Source organism: Streptomyces sp. NPDC006314 (assembly GCF_040613075.1).
GTDB lineage: Bacteria > Actinomycetota > Actinomycetes > Streptomycetales > Streptomycetaceae > Streptomyces.
In genome coordinates, this window is record NZ_JBEXRL010000019.1 from 71,254 (window position 1) to 87,416 (window position 16,163).

The 16,163-nt window shown below is 70.9% G+C and carries 13 protein-coding genes; 9 read left to right on the forward strand and 4 right to left on the reverse strand.

Annotated features, from left to right (window positions below; genetic code table 11):
• Positions 1 to 5: 5 nt before the first annotated feature.
• Positions 6 to 1,001, forward strand: a complete 996-nt coding sequence (locus ABZ079_RS28740; RefSeq protein ID WP_356942341.1) for an ATP-binding cassette domain-containing protein — start codon at positions 6 to 8, stop codon at positions 999 to 1,001.
• Positions 998 to 1,783 (forward strand): ABC transporter permease, encoded by a 786-nt coding sequence (locus tag ABZ079_RS28745; protein WP_356942342.1) that lies wholly within the window; start codon positions 998 to 1,000, stop codon positions 1,781 to 1,783. Before ABZ079_RS28740 ends, ABZ079_RS28745 begins: the two co-directional genes overlap by 4 nt.
• An 83-nt stretch (positions 1,784 to 1,866) precedes the next feature.
• On the opposite strand, the gene ABZ079_RS28750 is transcribed toward ABZ079_RS28745, so the two are convergent.
• Both ABZ079_RS28750 and ABZ079_RS28755 read right to left on the reverse strand, forming a co-directional pair.
• Entirely contained in the window at positions 1,867 to 3,273 is a 1,407-nt protein-coding gene (locus ABZ079_RS28750) for a glutamate decarboxylase (RefSeq protein WP_356942343.1), read from the reverse strand.
• Positions 3,274 to 3,298: 25 nt separating this feature from the next.
• Positions 3,299 to 4,585, reverse strand: a complete 1,287-nt coding sequence (locus tag ABZ079_RS28755) for an ion channel protein (RefSeq protein ID WP_356942344.1) — start codon at positions 4,583 to 4,585, stop codon at positions 3,299 to 3,301.
• Positions 4,586 to 4,698: 113 nt separating this feature from the next.
• Between ABZ079_RS28755 and ABZ079_RS28760 the strand changes: the two genes are divergently transcribed.
• Together ABZ079_RS28760 and ABZ079_RS28765 are read left to right on the forward strand one after the other, a co-directional pair.
• On the forward strand, positions 4,699 to 5,463 hold the full coding sequence (locus tag ABZ079_RS28760) for a MerR family transcriptional regulator (protein ID WP_356942345.1): 765 nt from the start codon (positions 4,699 to 4,701) through the stop codon (positions 5,461 to 5,463).
• Between the two features lie 342 nt (positions 5,464 to 5,805).
• Positions 5,806 to 6,747, forward strand: coding sequence for a VTT domain-containing protein (locus tag ABZ079_RS28765; RefSeq protein ID WP_356942346.1), 942 nt, complete (start codon positions 5,806 to 5,808; stop codon positions 6,745 to 6,747).
• A gap of 28 nt (positions 6,748 to 6,775) precedes the next feature.
• Here ABZ079_RS28765 and ABZ079_RS28770 read toward each other — a convergent pair whose 3' ends face one another.
• Positions 6,776 to 8,431 carry a threonine/serine exporter family protein gene (locus ABZ079_RS28770; RefSeq protein WP_356942347.1) on the reverse strand — a complete coding sequence of 552 codons (1,656 nt, stop codon included), beginning with the start codon at positions 8,429 to 8,431 and terminating at the stop codon, positions 6,776 to 6,778.
• Positions 8,432 to 8,546: 115 nt separating this feature from the next.
• Complete coding sequence (locus ABZ079_RS28775) at positions 8,547 to 9,038, reverse strand: inorganic diphosphatase (protein WP_046730908.1); 492 nt, start codon at positions 9,036 to 9,038, stop codon at positions 8,547 to 8,549.
• 124 nt (positions 9,039 to 9,162) lie between these two features.
• On the opposite strand from ABZ079_RS28775, the gene dacB reads away from it, so the two are divergent.
• The 5 genes from dacB (at position 9,163) to ftsH (ending at position 16,085) form a co-directional block, all read left to right on the forward strand.
• The gene (gene dacB / locus ABZ079_RS28780) at positions 9,163 to 10,719 is read left to right on the forward strand and encodes a D-alanyl-D-alanine carboxypeptidase/D-alanyl-D-alanine-endopeptidase (protein WP_356942412.1); all 1,557 of its coding nucleotides are present in this window, start codon (positions 9,163 to 9,165) and stop codon (positions 10,717 to 10,719) included.
• 73 nt (positions 10,720 to 10,792) lie between these two features.
• On the forward strand, positions 10,793 to 11,926 hold the full coding sequence (locus ABZ079_RS28785) for a zinc-dependent metalloprotease (RefSeq protein ID WP_356942348.1): 1,134 nt from the start codon (positions 10,793 to 10,795) through the stop codon (positions 11,924 to 11,926).
• A 192-nt stretch (positions 11,927 to 12,118) separates the two neighbouring features.
• Positions 12,119 to 13,174, forward strand: a complete 1,056-nt coding sequence (tilS, locus tag ABZ079_RS28790) for a tRNA lysidine(34) synthetase TilS (protein ID WP_356942349.1) — start codon at positions 12,119 to 12,121, stop codon at positions 13,172 to 13,174.
• Positions 13,175 to 13,262: 88 nt separating this feature from the next.
• Complete coding sequence (gene hpt / locus ABZ079_RS28795; protein ID WP_356942350.1) at positions 13,263 to 13,823, forward strand: hypoxanthine phosphoribosyltransferase; 561 nt, start codon at positions 13,263 to 13,265, stop codon at positions 13,821 to 13,823.
• A gap of 222 nt (positions 13,824 to 14,045) precedes the next feature.
• On the forward strand, positions 14,046 to 16,085 hold the full coding sequence (ftsH, locus tag ABZ079_RS28800) for an ATP-dependent zinc metalloprotease FtsH (RefSeq protein ID WP_356942351.1): 2,040 nt from the start codon (positions 14,046 to 14,048) through the stop codon (positions 16,083 to 16,085).
• The last annotated feature ends 78 nt before the right edge of the window (positions 16,086 to 16,163 follow it).

Genomic DNA, 16,163 nt, shown 5'->3' on the forward strand with positions numbered 1-16,163 from the left:
GGCCCGTGGCCGACACGGCGATCATCGTCGAAGGCGCACGCAAGACCTATGGCACCCGACACGCCCTGAACGGGCTCGACCTGCACGTCACCCGCGGCACCGTGCACGCGGTGCTCGGCCCGAACGGCGCGGGTAAGACCACCCTGGTCCGGATCCTGTCCACACTGCTCAGGCCCGACGGTGGCCGCGTCGAGGTCGCCGGGCACGACGTACTGACCGACGCCCGCGCGGTCCGCCGGCGCATCGGCCTGCTGGGCCAGCACGTGGCCCTGGACGAGCAGCTGGACGGCCGGCAGAACCTGGAGATGTTCGCCCGCCTGCACCACCTCGGCGCCCGCCACGCGCGCGTACGCGCCACCGAACTCCTGGAGCGCTTCGACCTCACCGGCGCCGGCCGCACCCCCGTCGCCCGCTACAGCGGCGGCATGCGCCGCCGCCTCGACCTGGCCGCCTCCCTGATCACCGACCCCGAGGTGCTGTTCCTGGACGAGCCCACCACCGGCCTCGACCCGCGCGGCCGCGCCGAAGTGTGGTCCTCGGTCCGCTCCCTGGTCGGCGCCGGTACGACGGTCCTGCTCACCACCCAGTACCTGGAGGAGGCCGACCAGCTCGCCCACCGCATCGCCTTCGTGGACCGGGGCCGGGTCGTCACCGACGGCACCCCCGACGAACTCAAGACCCTCACCGGCGGCGACCGCATCGACATCGTCGTGCGCGACGCGGACCGGCTCGGCGACGCGGTGGCCCTGCTGCCCGTCTCCGGGGCCACCGTGGACGCCGACCGCCGGCTGCTCAGCGCCCCGGTCACCGACCGCATGGCCGCCCTCTCCGGGGTCGTACGGGCCCTGGAGGCCGCCGGTATCGAGGCCGCGGACATCGCCCTGCGCCGCCCCACCCTGGACGAGGTGTTCCTGCACCTCACCGGCGACGGCAACCGAGTGGACGAGAACCGAGTGGACGACAACCGAGTGGACGGCAACCGAGGGAAGGAGTCCGCATGAGCACGAGTGAGGCGCGGGAGGCGAGGACGTACGGCCTGACCGACTCCTGGACCATGACCCGGCGTGAACTCGCCCGCTGGGCACGGCAGCCGGGGCAGCTGCTGGTCGCGCTGGTCTTCCCGGTCATGCTGCTGCTGATGTTCGGCTACCTGGTCGGCGGCGGCCGGGGCGTGGCCGGAGACTACGTCGACTATCTGGTGCCCGGGATGCTCGTGCTCACCATGGCCTTCGGCCTGGAGGGCACGATGCTCAACGTCACCCGGGACCTCGACAAGGGCGTCATCGACCGCTTCCGCTCCCTGCCCATGGCCAACGGAGCCCTGCTGGTGGGCCGTTCGGTCGCCGACATGCTCCAGTCGGCGGCCGCCCTGGTGCTGGTGGGCGGGGTGGCGTACGCACTGGGCTGGCGGGCGCACGGGGGCCCCGGTGCCTTCCTGGCCGCCGCCGGCCTGCTGCTGCTCCTGCGCTTCGCGATGCTCTGGGTCGGCATCCACCTCGCCCTGATCGCCGGTCGGCCCGAGATGGTGCAGGCCGTGCAGATCCTCGTCTGGCCGGTCGGCTTCCTGTCCAACGCCTTCGCCGTGCCGGACTCCATGCCGGACTGGCTGGGTACGGTCGTGCGGTGGAACCCGCTGTCCCAGACGGCGGCGGTGGTACGGGACCTCCTGGGCAGTCCGGGCGGCGAGCCGGGACACGTCTGGGCGGCCGTCGCCTGGCCGCTGGGGCTGCTGGTGGTGTTCTTCCCGCTGGCGGTACGGAAGTTCGCGCGACTGGGCCGCTAGCGGCGGAACCACGGGGGCCGCGCGCTCGGGCCGGCGTGGGCGCAACCGGGGCCGGCCGCCGTGGCCCGAACGCGGCCGGGCCGCTAGTGGTGGAAGCCGGTGGCCGTCCCCTTGTCCCGGGTCAGCGGGTGCGGCTGCCGGCGCAGTTCCGGCAGCAGGCGCGCCAGGTCGTCCACGAAGAGGTCGGCCAGGTCGTGCGAGAAGCCGTTGCGGCACACGATCCGCAGCACGGACAGGTCCTCACGGTTCGCCGGGAAGGTGTACGCGGGCACCAGCCAGCCGCCCTCGCGCAGCCGCCGGGAGACGTCGAAGACGTCGTACGCCGTGACGCCGTCGGCCGTGGTCAGTGCGAACACCGGCAGCTGGTCCCCGCGCGTGAGGAGCCGGAAGTCGCCGAGCGCCTCGATCCGCTCGGCGAGCGAGGTCGACACGTCCCGCGTCGACTGCTGCACCGCCTGGTAGCCCTCGCGGCCCAGCCGCAGGAACGTGTAGTACTGTGCCACCACCTGGGCGCCGGGCCGGGAGAAGTTGAGCGCGAACGTCGGCATGTCCCCGCCCAGGTAGTTGACCCGGAACACCAGTTCCTCGGGCAGCGCCTCCTTGTCCCGCCACAGGGCCCACCCGACACCGGGGTAGACCAGCCCGTACTTGTGCCCGGAGGCGTTGATCGAGGCCACGCGCGGGAGGCGGAAGTCCCACACCAGGTCCTCGTCGAGGAAAGGCGCCACCATCCCGCCGGAGGCACCGTCCACGTGCACCGGGACGTCCAGCCCCGTGCGCTCCTGGAGGGCGTCCAGGGCCGCACACAGCTCCGCGATCGGCTCGTAGGACCCGTCGAAGGTCGAGCCGAGGATGCCGACGACGCCGATGGTGTTCTCGTCGCACAGCTCCACGGCCGCCTGCGGATCAAGGTGGAAGCGGTCGCCCTCCATGGGGACGAGCCGGGCCTCCACCTCCCAGAAGTTGCAGAACTTCTCCCAGCAGACCTGGACGTTGATCCCCATGACCAGATTGGGCCGCGCACCGGGGTACCGGTCGGCGTTGCGCTTCGTCCAGCGGCGCTTCAGAGCCATCCCGGCGAGCATGCACGCCTCGCTCGACCCGGTCGTCGAACAGCCCACCGCCGCCGACGGGTCCGGTGCGTTCCACAGATCGGCGAGCATCGCCACGCAGCGCCGCTCCAGCTCGGCCGTCCGCGGGTACTCGTCCTTGTCGATCATGTTCTTGTCCCGGCACTCCGCCATCAGCACCCCGGCCTGCGGCTCCATCCAGGTGGTGACGAAGGTGGCCAGGTTCAGCCGGGAGTTGCCGTCGAGCATCAGCTCGTCGTGCACCAGCTGGTACGCCGTCGACGGCGGCAGCGGGGCGTCCGGCAGCCGGTGTGTGGGCGGGGCCTCGGTCATGCCGCCGACGGGGTTAGCCTCCCCGAAGAACGGGTTGACCGACATCGCCCGCTCCTCGTGCTTCTCGGGACCTTTGTGCAGGGCCATGGACATGCCTCCAGAGGGATGAGGGTCAGCGGACGGGGCTGCCGTCCTCGCGCAGCTGCATCTGCGGGCGCCCCGTCACCAGCAGCCAGGCCGGCAGCGAGGCGATGCACAGCAGGGCGAGGACGCCGGGCGAGGCGACCAGGACGGCGGCGGTGAACAGGCTCACCCAGCCCTGCCTGGTGATCGCCAGGAGCATGCCCAGGACGCCCGTGGCCACGCCCAGCGAGGGATGCACGGCCGGCACGAGCGCATGGGCGCACAGGCCCAGGGCGGTGCCGACGAAGACCGCGGGGAAGATGCGGCCGCCGCGGAAGCCGCAGGACGCGGCGACCAGCAGTGCGGCCAGCTTCACCACCGTCATCGTGGCGAACCGCCCCGCCGACCAGCCCGCCGGGTCGCGGGCCAGCTCCCCGATCTCCGACAGCCCCTTGAACAGCGTCAGATGGCCGCCCAGGGCCGCCAGGGCACCCAGGACGACCCCGCCCGCCGGAAGCATCAGCATCGGGTGCCGCAGCCGCCGGAAAGCCGTGTGGACGTACGGGAAGGCGTGGACGGCGCACATGCCGAGCAGCGCGGACACCGAGGCGACCACGAGGGCCGCCAGGACATCCGTGCCATGCGGGTGACCCATGGGCGGCAGACCCAGGTCGAAGGTCGGATGGGCCACCAGTGTGGTCGTCATGGCCCCGCACGCGCCGGCGGTCAGCGGCGCGAGCAGGTTGTCCCACAGCCGGCCCCGCATCGGCCGCCCCGCCAGCGCCTCGGAGATGACCAGCGCCGCCGCCACCGGCGTGCCGAACAGCGCGCCGATCGTCGCCGCCTCCGCCAGCACCGGCCACAGGGCGCCCGGCGCCCGGGGCAGAAAGCGCCCGCCGAGCCAGGCCGCCAGGCCCACGTTCACGGCGATGATCGGGTTCTCCGGGCCGAGGCTCGGGCCGCCCGCCAGCATCAGCGCGGTCGCCAGCACCAGGCCCGGCAGCACGGCCGGCGGCATGACCGGGGCGTTCAGGCCGATGGTGGCCGGATCGGGACCGGCATGGCCGGGAACCTTCCAGACCACCAGCCCGACGGCGATCCCGGACGCCACGAGCATCACGAACATCCACAGCACCGAGTAGCGGCCCACCCCGAGCGCGTCCGGCAGGGGCCCCCACAGCAGGTGCTGGAGCTTCTCCGCCGCCGTGCTCACCCCGACGAAGATCAGGCTCGCGACCACGCCCACGACGGCGGCGGGCAGGATGAACGGCAGCAGAGCCCGTGCCGGGGCCGTCGAAGCGGTCGGCGGCGCCTGCTGCGCGGTGTCCTGGGCCACGGGCTCACCATAAACGGACAGAACGCACACAACACCCCGAACGGATTCAGGCTTGCACCTCACGTGGCGTGAGGCCTCAGCGTGGAGCGCGTACCGACGACAAGGAGCGGAAAGTGAGCTACTCCGTGGGACAGGTCGCGGGGTTCGCCGGGATCACGGTGCGCACCCTGCACCACTACGACGAGATCGGCCTGCTCGTACCGAGCGAGCGGACGTACGCCGGACACCGGCGCTACAACGACACCGACCTCGACCGGCTCCAGCAGATCCTGTTCTACCGGGAGCTGGGCTTCCCGCTCGACGAGGTCGCGGCCCTGCTCGACGACCCGGACGCGGACCCGCGCGCACACCTGCGCCGCCAGCACGAACTGCTGACCGCCCGGATCGAGAAGCTGCAGAAGATGGCCGCGGCCGTGGAGCACGCCATGGAGGCACGCACGATGGGCATCAACCTCACGCCGGAGGAGCGGTTCGAGGTCTTCGGGGACAAGGACCCCGAGCAGTACCGCGAGGAGGCCGAGCAGCGCTGGGGCGGCACGGAGACGTACGCCGAGTCACAGCGTCGCGCCGCCACTTACACCAAGGAGGACTGGAAGCGGCTGCAGGCCGAGGTCGACGACTGGAGCGAGCGGTACGCCGCCCTGGTGGCCGCCGGTGAGCAGCCGTCCGCCGAGGCGGCCGTGGAGCTGGCCGAGGAGCACCGGCAGCACATCAGCAGGTGGTTCTTCGAGTGCCCGTACGAGATGCACCGGTGCCTCGGTGAGATGTACGTCTCGGACGAGCGCTTCAAGGCGTACTACGACTCCATGCGGCCGGGCCTGGCGGAGCACCTGCGCGACGCGATCCTCGCGAACGCCGGCCGGCACACCGCGTCCTGAGGTCCGGGCCCGGGGCACTCCCGGGCCCGGACCACCGCGGTCCCGTACGCGCACACTTCGGTGCCCCCGTCCGCGGTCCCCGGTACGTCCCACCGGAACGCGGGACGCGTCACCCCCACGCGCGCGTGCCTGTTCCACCAGGCGCGTGCCATGGTCTGCGGCCGGGGCCCCTGGCCACCCCCGTAGTCCCCGGATCCCATGGCTCACGGCTTTGTGCCGGCTGCCGCACAGTGCATCCTGGAGGCCCCGGTGGAACCTGGGGCGGGCACATCGCGTTGATAGCTTTGTGCCGCCCCACATGGACGCCGTAGCCGCCTTCACCCCCCTCAGGAGCCCGGACCCGTGACGACACTCGCCCTCGGCCCGAGCTGGCTCGACCCAAACTATCTGCTGGACACCTACAGCATCTGGGGCCTGCTGCTCATCGTCTTCGCCGAGTCCGGCCTGCTCATCGGGTTCTTCCTTCCGGGTGACTCGCTGCTGTTCACCTGCGGTCTGCTGATCACGTCGGACGAGCTGGACTTCCCGCTGTGGGGTGCGATCGCCCTTATCTGCCTGGCCGCGGTCCTGGGCGATCAGGCGGGTTACATGTTCGGCAAGAAGGTCGGCCCGTCCCTGTTCAACCGCCCCGACTCGCGCCTGTTCAAGAGGGAGAACGTCGTCAAGGCGCACGAGTTCTTCGAGAAGTACGGCCCGAAGTCCCTGGTCCTGGCACGCTTCGTGCCGATCGTGCGCACGTTCACGCCGATCGTCGCGGGCGTCAGCGGCATGAAGTACCGCTCGTTCCTGATCTTCAACGTCATCGGTGGCGTCCTGTGGGGCGCGGGCGTCACCCTGCTCGGCTCGTGGCTCGGCAACATCGACGTCGTCAAGACCAACATCGAGGCGATCCTGATCCTGATCGTCCTCGTCTCGGTGATCCCGATCGCGATCGAGTTCCTCCGCGCGCGCGGCAAGAACAAGAAGGCCGGGCAGGCGCAGCCGCAGGCCCCGCAGCGGCCCCAGACACCCGTGTACCAGCAGCCGCCGGTCATGGACGACGCCACGACCAGGCTGCGCCGCATCGAGCCGGAGCAGCGGCCGGAGCAGCAGTACGACCAGCCGTACCAGCAGGAGCAGCAGTACTGGAACCAGGGCTACGACAACCAGGGGCACGGCAGCCAGGGCCATGCCAACCAGGGGCACGGCAACCAGGGCTACGACAACCACTACTACGACCAGCAGCAGTACCCCCCGCAGCAGTACGACCAGAACCAGTACCCGTACGACCACCGCAACCACTGAACGGGTGAGCCCGGGAGTTCCCGGGCGCCTAGAAACCCCTGGTCCGCTTCGCGGCCCTCCGCTTCCCGGCGGAGCCGACCCGCAGGAACAGCCGGGAGATCTCCGACCCCAGGTTGACCCCGATGGCGATGGCCATGGCCAGTGCCGCGGCCTTGGCCAGGGACACCAGCCCCTTGTCCATCTCGTTCTGGGCCATGGACAGCAGCCCGAAGTAGGTCGCCGAACCGGGCAGCAGGGGCCCGATCGCCGCCGTCGTGTACGGCAGCGCGGAAGCGAACCGGTACCGCGACAGCAACTGCCCGAACAGGCCCACGAGACCCGCCGCCACGGCCGTGGAAGCGACCGGCGAGATGTCACCGACGTAGTGCATCGCGCCGTACACCGACCACGCGACGCCGCCGTTGAGGGTCACCCACAGCACGGTGGAGCGTTCCTGCTGGAGCAGCACCGCGAAGGTCAGCGACAGCAGCATGGAGGCCGCGATCTGCACCATCGGCCGTTCAGAGTTGGCCAGCGCCGCGTCCGGGTTCAGCTCGCCGCCGACCTTCACGCCGAAGTACAGGACCACCAGCACCCCGGCGACGATGCCGACGAAGAAGTACATGACCTCCAACAGGCGGGCCGAGGCGGTGATGTAAAAACCCGTCAGGCCGTCCTGCACGCCCGCGACCAGCGCCCGCCCGGGCAACAGCGCGAACAGCCCACCGGTGACGACGGCGGACGCCTTCACGTCCACGTGCGCCAGTGCGAACGCCACCCCGATCGCCGCGGCCGGCATCGCGGCCACCGTGAACTGGTAGAACTCCGGCAGCCCCCGCCCCGCGCACAGCCATGCCAGCCGGTCGCCGAGCATCGCGCCCACCGCGGCCGCGACGAACACGATCAGGTCACCGCCGACCAGCACGGAAGCCGCACCGGCCAGCAGCCCGCTCGCCAGGGTCAGCGCCCAGCCGGGGTAGGGGTGCCGGTTGCGGCGGATCTCCGCCAGACGCCGGTAGGCCTCCTCAAGGGAGACATGGGTCTCCGGGTCCGTCAGGTCGTCCACCAGCCGGAACACGGCCGCCAGACGCGTGTAGTCGGTGCCCCGCCGCCGTACCGTCCGGGACGCCGTCACCGGGTCCTCCACCAGCGACGGCTGGTGCGAGATCGACAGCAGGGTGAAGGTGACGTTGGGCTCGCAGCGGTCCAGGCCGTAGGACCGGCACACCGCGAACATCGCGGCCTCCACGTCCTCGGCGCCCTCACCGCCCGCCAGCAGCAGCTCCCCGATACGCAGGGTCAGGTCGAGCACGCGGGGGACGGCCGGACCGCCCTCCTCCACGCGCTGCACCGGTTCCGGCGCCGGCCGCTCGGTCACCGGCATCCGCAGCATCGTGCGCATCCGGTCCTGCCATGGCGCGTCCTTGACCAGACTGACCAGCGGCACCCCGGTGGCCGGCGTGAACGCGGCCGGCGCGGTCCTGGTGCTGTAGGTGCGCGGCGTGCTGAACGCCGAGCCCTCCGGCTCCGGACTCGGCGGCTGCGGCGCCTCCAGCCCCTCCGGGACGGCGAACTCGGAGGTCGTCTCCGGATCGCCACCCGCCTTGGGGACGCCGAGGCCCCGGGGAACGGCGAACTCGGACGTGATCTCCGGGTCGTACCGCGCCTCGTCCGACCGGGGCTTGCGGTCCTCCGCCTCCGTCACCTCGCACCGCTCCCTGAACGACACCTTCCGTAGGCCTCAGTATGCGCATGAGTACGCACACGGGCCGCGCCACCCCACACAGGGTGCCGCGGCCCGCGGAAGACAAACCGGCCGGTCAGTGGCCGCCCTGCTCCTTGAAGCGCTTGTACGACCGCTCGATCTCCACCTCGGCGTCCGTGCGGCCCACCCAGTTGGCGCCCTCGACCGACTTGCCGGGCTCCAGGTCCTTGTACACCTCGAAGAAGTGCTGGATCTCCAGGCGGTCGAACTCCGACACGTGGTGGATGTCGCGCAGGTGCTCCACCCGCGGGTCGGTGGCCGGAACGCACAGCAGCTTGTCGTCGCCGCCCGCCTCGTCCGTCATCCGGAACATGCCGATCGCACGGCACTTGATGAGACAGCCCGGGAAGGTCGGCTCGTCCAGGATGACCAGCGCGTCCAGCGGGTCACCGTCCTCGCCGAGGGTGTTCTCGACGAAGCCGTAGTCGGTCGGGTAGGCGGTCGAGGTGAAGAGGCGACGGTCCAGGCGGATCCGACCGGTCTCGTGGTCCACCTCGTACTTGTTGCGCGAACCCTTCGGGATCTCGATCGTGACGTCGAACTCCACCGGTGGCTCCTCCATGATCAACACATAGTTCTGGTGGTTAAGTGTCCCTCACGCAGGTGTGTGATCGCGAAAGGGGCTGGTGGTCGTGCCAGAGCTGAGGCCTTGGCGAGCCGCGAGACCGCAGGTGGTGCGGATCGCGAACGCCGTACGACCGCGTCTGACGCGGGCCACGACGGCCGCGCGACCGCGGATCGCGCGGCTGGCGAACACCGTGCGGCTCAGGCCCGCACACCTCCCCCGTCCGCAGACCGTCAGGACCTGGCAGTACACCGCGGGCGCCGTCACCGCGGGCCTGACACTGGCCGCCGGTGCGGTGACCGTGGCAGGCCCCTGGGACGCCAACGGTCAGCGTACGGCCGAGCGGGGCCGGGCCGCCGCCCTGGAGCGGTCAGGTGGCGCAGATCACGGCCGCTCGGGCACGACGGCGGGGGTACCGCGGCCCGCGCCGAGCGCCGCGCCGGTCCTCACGGGCCTGGGCGGCGTCAAGGGCGCCGTAGACACCAAGAAGGCCGACCCCGGCGGCAAGGCCCTGTCGGACGTTCTGGCGCCCCTCCTGGAGGCTTCCGCACCGGACGGCAGCCGCGCCGCCGTGGTCGTCGACGTGACGACCGGCAGACGCCTCTACGGCGTCGACGCGGGCAAGTCCCTCATCCCCGCCTCCACCACCAAGATCGCCACCTCCGTCGCCGCCCTGTCCGCCCTCGGCGCCGACCACCGCCTCACCACCCGCACCGCCCTCGAACCCGACACCGGCGAACTCGTCCTGGTCGGCGGCGGCGACCCCACCCTCACCGCCCGCAAGCGGACCGACGGCCGGGCGAGCCTGCCCACGCTCGCCGCCGACACCGCGAAGGCACTCCACGAGCGTGGCATCGACAAGGTCACGCTCTCCTACGACACGACGCTCTACACCGGCCCCGCACTGCACCCCATCGGTGTCAACGACAACCTCGCCGCCGTCAGCGCCCTGGCCGTCGACGAGGGCCGCACCGACGACTCCGACAGCGGTCCGGTGACCCGCGTGACCGACCCCGCGCAGGACGCGGCCGCCAAGTTCGCGGCCCTCCTCGAGGACGCCGGCATCAAGACGACGCCCCCCGGCCCCTCCAAGGCCACCACCCGCGCCCAGACCCTCGCCACCGTCTCCTCGCCCCCGCTGTCCGCCCTCGTCGAGCGCATGCTGACCAACAGCGACAACGACATCGCCGAGGCCCTGGCCCGGCAGACCGCTCTCGCGAGCGGCGAACCCGCGAGCTTCGACGGCGGTGCCAGGGCGATCGCCACGCAGCTGCGCAAGCTCGGCCTGCCGATGTCCGGCGCCTCCTTCCACGACGGCAGCGGCCTCGACCGCGACGACAAGCTGACGGCGAACCTCCTCACCGGCCTCCTCGTCAAGGCCGCCGACCCCGCCCGCCCCGGCCTCCGCCCCGTCCTCACCGGCCTCCCCGTCGCGGGCTTCACCGGCACCCTGACCGACCGTTACACCGACGGCGCGGCAGGGCTCGTACGAGCGAAGACGGGCACGCTCACCGGGGTGAACACCCTGGCGGGCACGGTGGTCGACACAGACGGCCAGCTGCTCGCCTTCGCCTTCCTCGCATCCGGCACGACGGACCCCCAGGAGGCGCGGACGGCCCTGGACGAGACGGCCACGGCGCTGGCGGCCTGCGGCTGCCGGTGACCCGGCACCGCCCCGGGCCCCCGCCGGCCGCCACGGCCTGCCCCAAGTGGGACGGCTCACGTACCGTTGACGCATGACTGGCTTCGGTGGCACCACATCGCCCGGGATGGTCGACTGGAACCTCGCGGTGGCGACCGCGACCCGGCTCGTACGGCCGGGCCCCGACGTCAGCCGCGACGAGGCCAGGGCCGTCGTCGCGGAGCTGCGCCGGCACGCGAAGGCCTCGGAGGAACATGTCCGGGGCTTCACTCGTATGGGCACCGGGGAGACCCATGACACCCCGGTCCTCGTCGTCGACCGCCCCGGCTGGGTCCGTGCCAACGTCGCCGGCTTCCGCGAGATCCTCAAACCGCTCCTGGAGAAGATGCAGGAGCGACGCGGCAACAACCCCGGCAGCGCCGTCCTCGGCGCCGTCGGCGGCAAGGTCACCGGCGTCGAACTCGGCATGCTGCTGTCGTTCCTGTCCTCCCGTGTCCTCGGCCAGTACGAGACCTTCGCCCCGGCCACCCGCGGCCTCCCCGCCGGTGAGAACGGCGGCGGCCGCCTCCTCCTCGTCGCCCCCAACATCGTTCACGTCGAGCGCGAACTCGACGTGGACCCGCACGACTTCAGGCTGTGGGTGTGCCTGCACGAGGAGACCCACCGCACGCAGTTCACCGCCGTCCCCTGGCTACGCGACCACCTCGAGGGCGAAATCCAGTCGTTCTTGGCGGAGACCGACGTCGATCCGATGACCTTCCTGGGGCGCATCCGGGAAGCCGCCCAGTCCCTCGCCGGCGGCCGCCCCGAGGGCGAGGAGGAGGACGGCGGCCGCTCGTTCGTGGAGCTGGTGCAGACCCCCGCCCAGCGCGAGATCCTCGGCCGCCTCACCGCCGTGATGTCCCTGCTGGAGGGTCACGCCGACTTCGTCATGGACGGCGTGGGCCCGAGCGTCGTACCGACCGTCTCCGAGATCCGTGAGAAGTTCCAGCAGCGTCGCGCCAAGGGCGCCTCCCGCCTCGACCAGGCCCTGCGCAAGCTGCTGGGTCTGGACGCCAAACTCAAGCAGTACCGGGACGGCGAACGCTTCGTACGGGCGGTCGTCGGCGAGGCCGGCGTCGACGGCTTCAACCGCGTGTGGACCTCACCGAACACCCTGCCCACCAAGGCGGAGATCGCCAAACCGGCGGACTGGGTCGCGCGGGTGCATCGCAAGGCCGAGTCGTGAACGGCGCGGAGAGGTCGTGAGGCGAATCCAGCCGACGGCAGGCAAACGCCCCTCCAATCACCCGTCCGAGGGACCGTGAGCCATGCGTAGGCGTGCAATGCTCGGGGAACGCCCCGGTTCTGTCACCATTTACACACTCTGAGTGACCGGCCTCGGGCTCACCCCCCGAAAACTTCATGAAGGGAACCGGACATGGGTCCCCATCCTGCGGTCGCGGCGATACGCCTGGCGGTCCGCCGCGTCCTCCACGACATCCTCAACGATCACACCTCCGGCGCACGCCCGGACGAACGAACCTCCGGGGCACACCCGGACCCGACAGCCGAGCGGCTCCCCTCCCCGCTCGTGCTCGTCGCCTGCTCCGGCGGCGCCGACTCGATGGCGCTCGCGTCGGCCCTCGCCTTCGAGGCCCCCAGGCTCGGCATCCGCGCCGGTGGCGTCACCGTCGACCACGGTCTCCAGCCCGGCTCCGACCTCCGCGCCGACGAGGTCGCCCTGCGCCTGCGCGGGCTCGGCCTCGACCCGGTCGAGTCCGTCGCCGTGACCGTCGGCCGCGACGGAGGGCCCGAGGCCGCCGCCCGCGACGCCCGCTACGCCGCCCTCGACGCGGCGGCCGAACGCCACGGCGCCGTCGCGATCCTGCTCGGCCACACCCGAGACGACCAGGCCGAAACCGTCCTGCTGGGCCTCGCCCGCGGCTCCGGCATCCGCTCCCTGTCCGGAATGGCCGCGGTCTCGGGGGCCGGCGGCCGTTACCGGCGCCCTTTCCTGCACCTCGACCGGCAGACGGCCCGCAAGGCCTGCATGGTCCAGTCCCTGCCCGTCTGGGACGACCCGCACAACGCCGACCCCGCCTACACCCGCTCCCGGCTCCGGCACGAAGGCCTGCCCGCCCTGGAGAAGGCACTCGGCAAGGGCGTCGTCGAAGCACTCGCCCGCACCGCCCAGCTCTCCCGCGACGACGCCGACGCCCTCGACGCCTGGGCCAGCCAGGCCGAGGCCTCCGTACGGGACGCCGCGGGCCTGCTGGAGTGCGCCAAGCTCTACGCACTGCCGCCCGCCGTGCGCCGTCGCATCCTGCGCCGGGCCGCCATCAAGGCCGGCGCCCCGGCCGGTTCGCTGTTCGCCCGGCACATCGAGGAAGTCGACCGCCTGATCACCGGCTGGCGCGGCCAGGGAGCCATCAACCTCCCGGGCAGAGTCGTCGCCCAGCGGCAGGGTGGCAGACTGGTGATTCGGCAAGGCTGAATCCCGACCTCCCGGAGCGACCCTCCGGCGGCCGGTCGGGCGGCCGGAGGCCGTGCATGCGGCCGTAAGTGCGGGACGACCGAAAGTGATGCGGGTGGACGCGAAAGACATGGGTGCCGACCTCCAGCAGGTGCTCATCACCAAGGAAGAGATCGACGCGAAGCTGGCCGAGCTGGCCGCGAAGATCGACGCGGAGTACGCGGGCAAGGACCTGCTCATCGTCGGTGTCCTCAAGGGCGCGGTGATGGTCATGGCGGACCTCGCCCGGGCTCTGTCCACCGCCGTCACCATGGACTGGATGGCCGTGTCCTCCTACGGTGCGGGCACCCAGTCCTCCGGTGTCGTCCGCATCCTCAAGGACCTCGACACCGACATCAAGGGCAAGCACGTCCTGATCGTCGAGGACATCATCGACTCCGGCCTGACCCTGTCCTGGCTGATCAACAACCTCGGCTCCCGCGAGCCCGCCTCCCTGAAGGTGTGCACGCTGCTGCGGAAGCCGGACGCCGCCAAGGTCGCCATCGACGTGGAGTGGGTCGGCTTCGACATCCCGAACGAGTTCGTCGTCGGCTACGGCCTCGACTACGCCGAGAAGTACCGCAACCTGCCGTTCGTCGGTACGCTCGCGCCTCACGTCTACGGGGGCTGAGCCGGACCGGACCGGGCCGGGGGCTGAGCCAGTCGGCCCAAACCCGGTAGGACGATCGGGAACCCCGGCGGGTTCCGTGCCGTTGAAGCATGCAGAGACGGGTTTCCCAGCCGTCGAAACGGCTTCGTGCGGCTTCGGGCAACAATGCTGGGGTACCGTCAGAAGAACTGTCTTATCAAACTCACTGTGGCAGGAGGGACGGGGCGGCTCCGCTCCGTATGGATGGACGTGAAGCGATACTTCCGTGGGCCGGTCATGTGGATCGTGCTGGCCGTCCTTGCCGTGGTCGTGTTGATGCAGGTCGTCGGCTCGTCCGGCGGCTACAAGACGGTGGACACCGGCCAGGTCGTGGCGGCGATCAACGACAACAAGGTCGAGTCGGCCAAGATCACCACCGGTGACGAACAGAGCATCAAGGTCACGCTCAAGGACGGCCAGAAGGTCGAGGGCAGCTCGAAGATCCAGGCGAGCTACATCGGCGAACAGGGCGTGACCATCGCCGGCACGCTGCAGAACAAGTACCAGGACAAGCAGATTCCGGACGGCTACACCGTCTCGCCGTCCAAGCAGAACCCGTTCGTCGGCGTCCTGCTCTCGCTGCTGCCGTTCGTCCTGATCGTGGTCGTCTTCCTGTTCCTGATGAACCAGATGCAGGGCGGCGGCTCCCGGGTCATGAACTTCGGCAAGTCCAAGGCCAAGCTCATCACCAAGGACACCCCGAAGACGACCTTCTCCGACGTCGCCGGCTGTGACGAGGCCGTCGAGGAACTCCACGAGATCAAGGAGTTCCTGCAGGAGCCGGCCAAGTTCCAGGCCGTCGGCGCCAAGATCCCCAAGGGCGTGCTCCTCTACGGCCGCCCGGGTACCGGCAAGACGCTCCTCGCGCGCGCCGTCGCCGGCGAGGCAGGTGTCCCCTTCTACTCGATCTCCGGTTCCGACTTCGTCGAGATGTTCGTCGGTGTCGGTGCCTCCCGAGTCCGTGACCTGTTCGAGCAGGCCAAGGCGAACGCCCCGGCGATCGTCTTCGTCGACGAGATCGACGCCGTCGGCCGTCACCGCGGTGCCGGCCTCGGCGGCGGACACGACGAGCGCGAGCAGACCCTGAACCAGCTGCTCGTCGAGATGGACGGCTTCGACGTCAAGGGCGGCGTCATCCTCATCGCCGCCACCAACCGTCCGGACATCCTCGACCCGGCCCTCCTGCGCCCCGGCCGTTTCGACCGCCAGATCGCGGTCGACCCGCCGGACCTGCAGGGCCGCCTGGAGATCCTCAAGGTCCACCAGAAGGGCAAGCCGGTCGCCCCGGACGTCGACCTGGCCGCCGTCGCCCGCCGCACCCCCGGCATGACCGGCGCCGACCTCGCCAACGTGCTCAACGAGGCAGCGCTGCTCACCGCCCGCGGTGACCAGAAGCTGATCGACAACAGGGCGCTGGACGAGGCGATCGACCGTGTGGTCGCGGGCCCGCAGAAGCGGACCAGGATCATGTCGGACAAGGAGAAGAAGATCACCGCGTACCACGAGGGCGGACACGCCCTGGTCGCGGCGGCCTCGCCGAACTCCGACCCGGTCCACAAGATCACGATCCTGTCCCGCGGCCGAGCCCTCGGCTACACGATGGTCCTGCCCGACGAGGACAAGTACTCCACCACGCGCAACGAGATGCTCGACCAGCTCGCCTACATGCTGGGCGGCCGCGCGGCCGAGGAACTGGTCTTCCACGACCCGACCACCGGCGCCGCCAACGACATCGAGAAGGCCACCAACCTGGCCCGCGCGATGGTCACGCAGTACGGCATGACCGAGCGGCTCGGTGCGATCAAGTTCGGCGGCGACAACAGCGAGCCGTTCCTCGGCCGTGAGATGGCTCACCAGCGCGACTACTCGGAAGAGGTCGCCGCGCTGGTCGACGAAGAGGTCAAGAAGCTCATCGAGACCGCGCACAACGAGGCCTGGGAGATCCTGGTCGAGAACCGCGACGTCCTCGACAACCTCGTTCTCCAGCTGCTGGAGAAGGAGACCCTGGGCAAGGAGGAGATCGCCGAGATCTTCGCCACCATCGTCAAGCGCCCGCCGCGGCCCGCCTGGACCGGCTCCTCCCGCCGTACCCCGTCCACCCGCCCGCCGGTGCTCTCCCCGAGGGAGCTGGCACTGACCAACGGGGCGAACGGCGCGACGGCGGCGATCAGTACGGTCAAGTCCACCGCTACGGAGTCCGCCCCGGTGACGGAGCAGGCCCCGGAGGACCGCCCCGAGAGCTGACCGTTTCGGCCAGAGGGCCGGAATGAACGCCGCGCCCCCCAGGTTCTAGCCTGGGGGGCGCGGCATTTTCGTATGCCC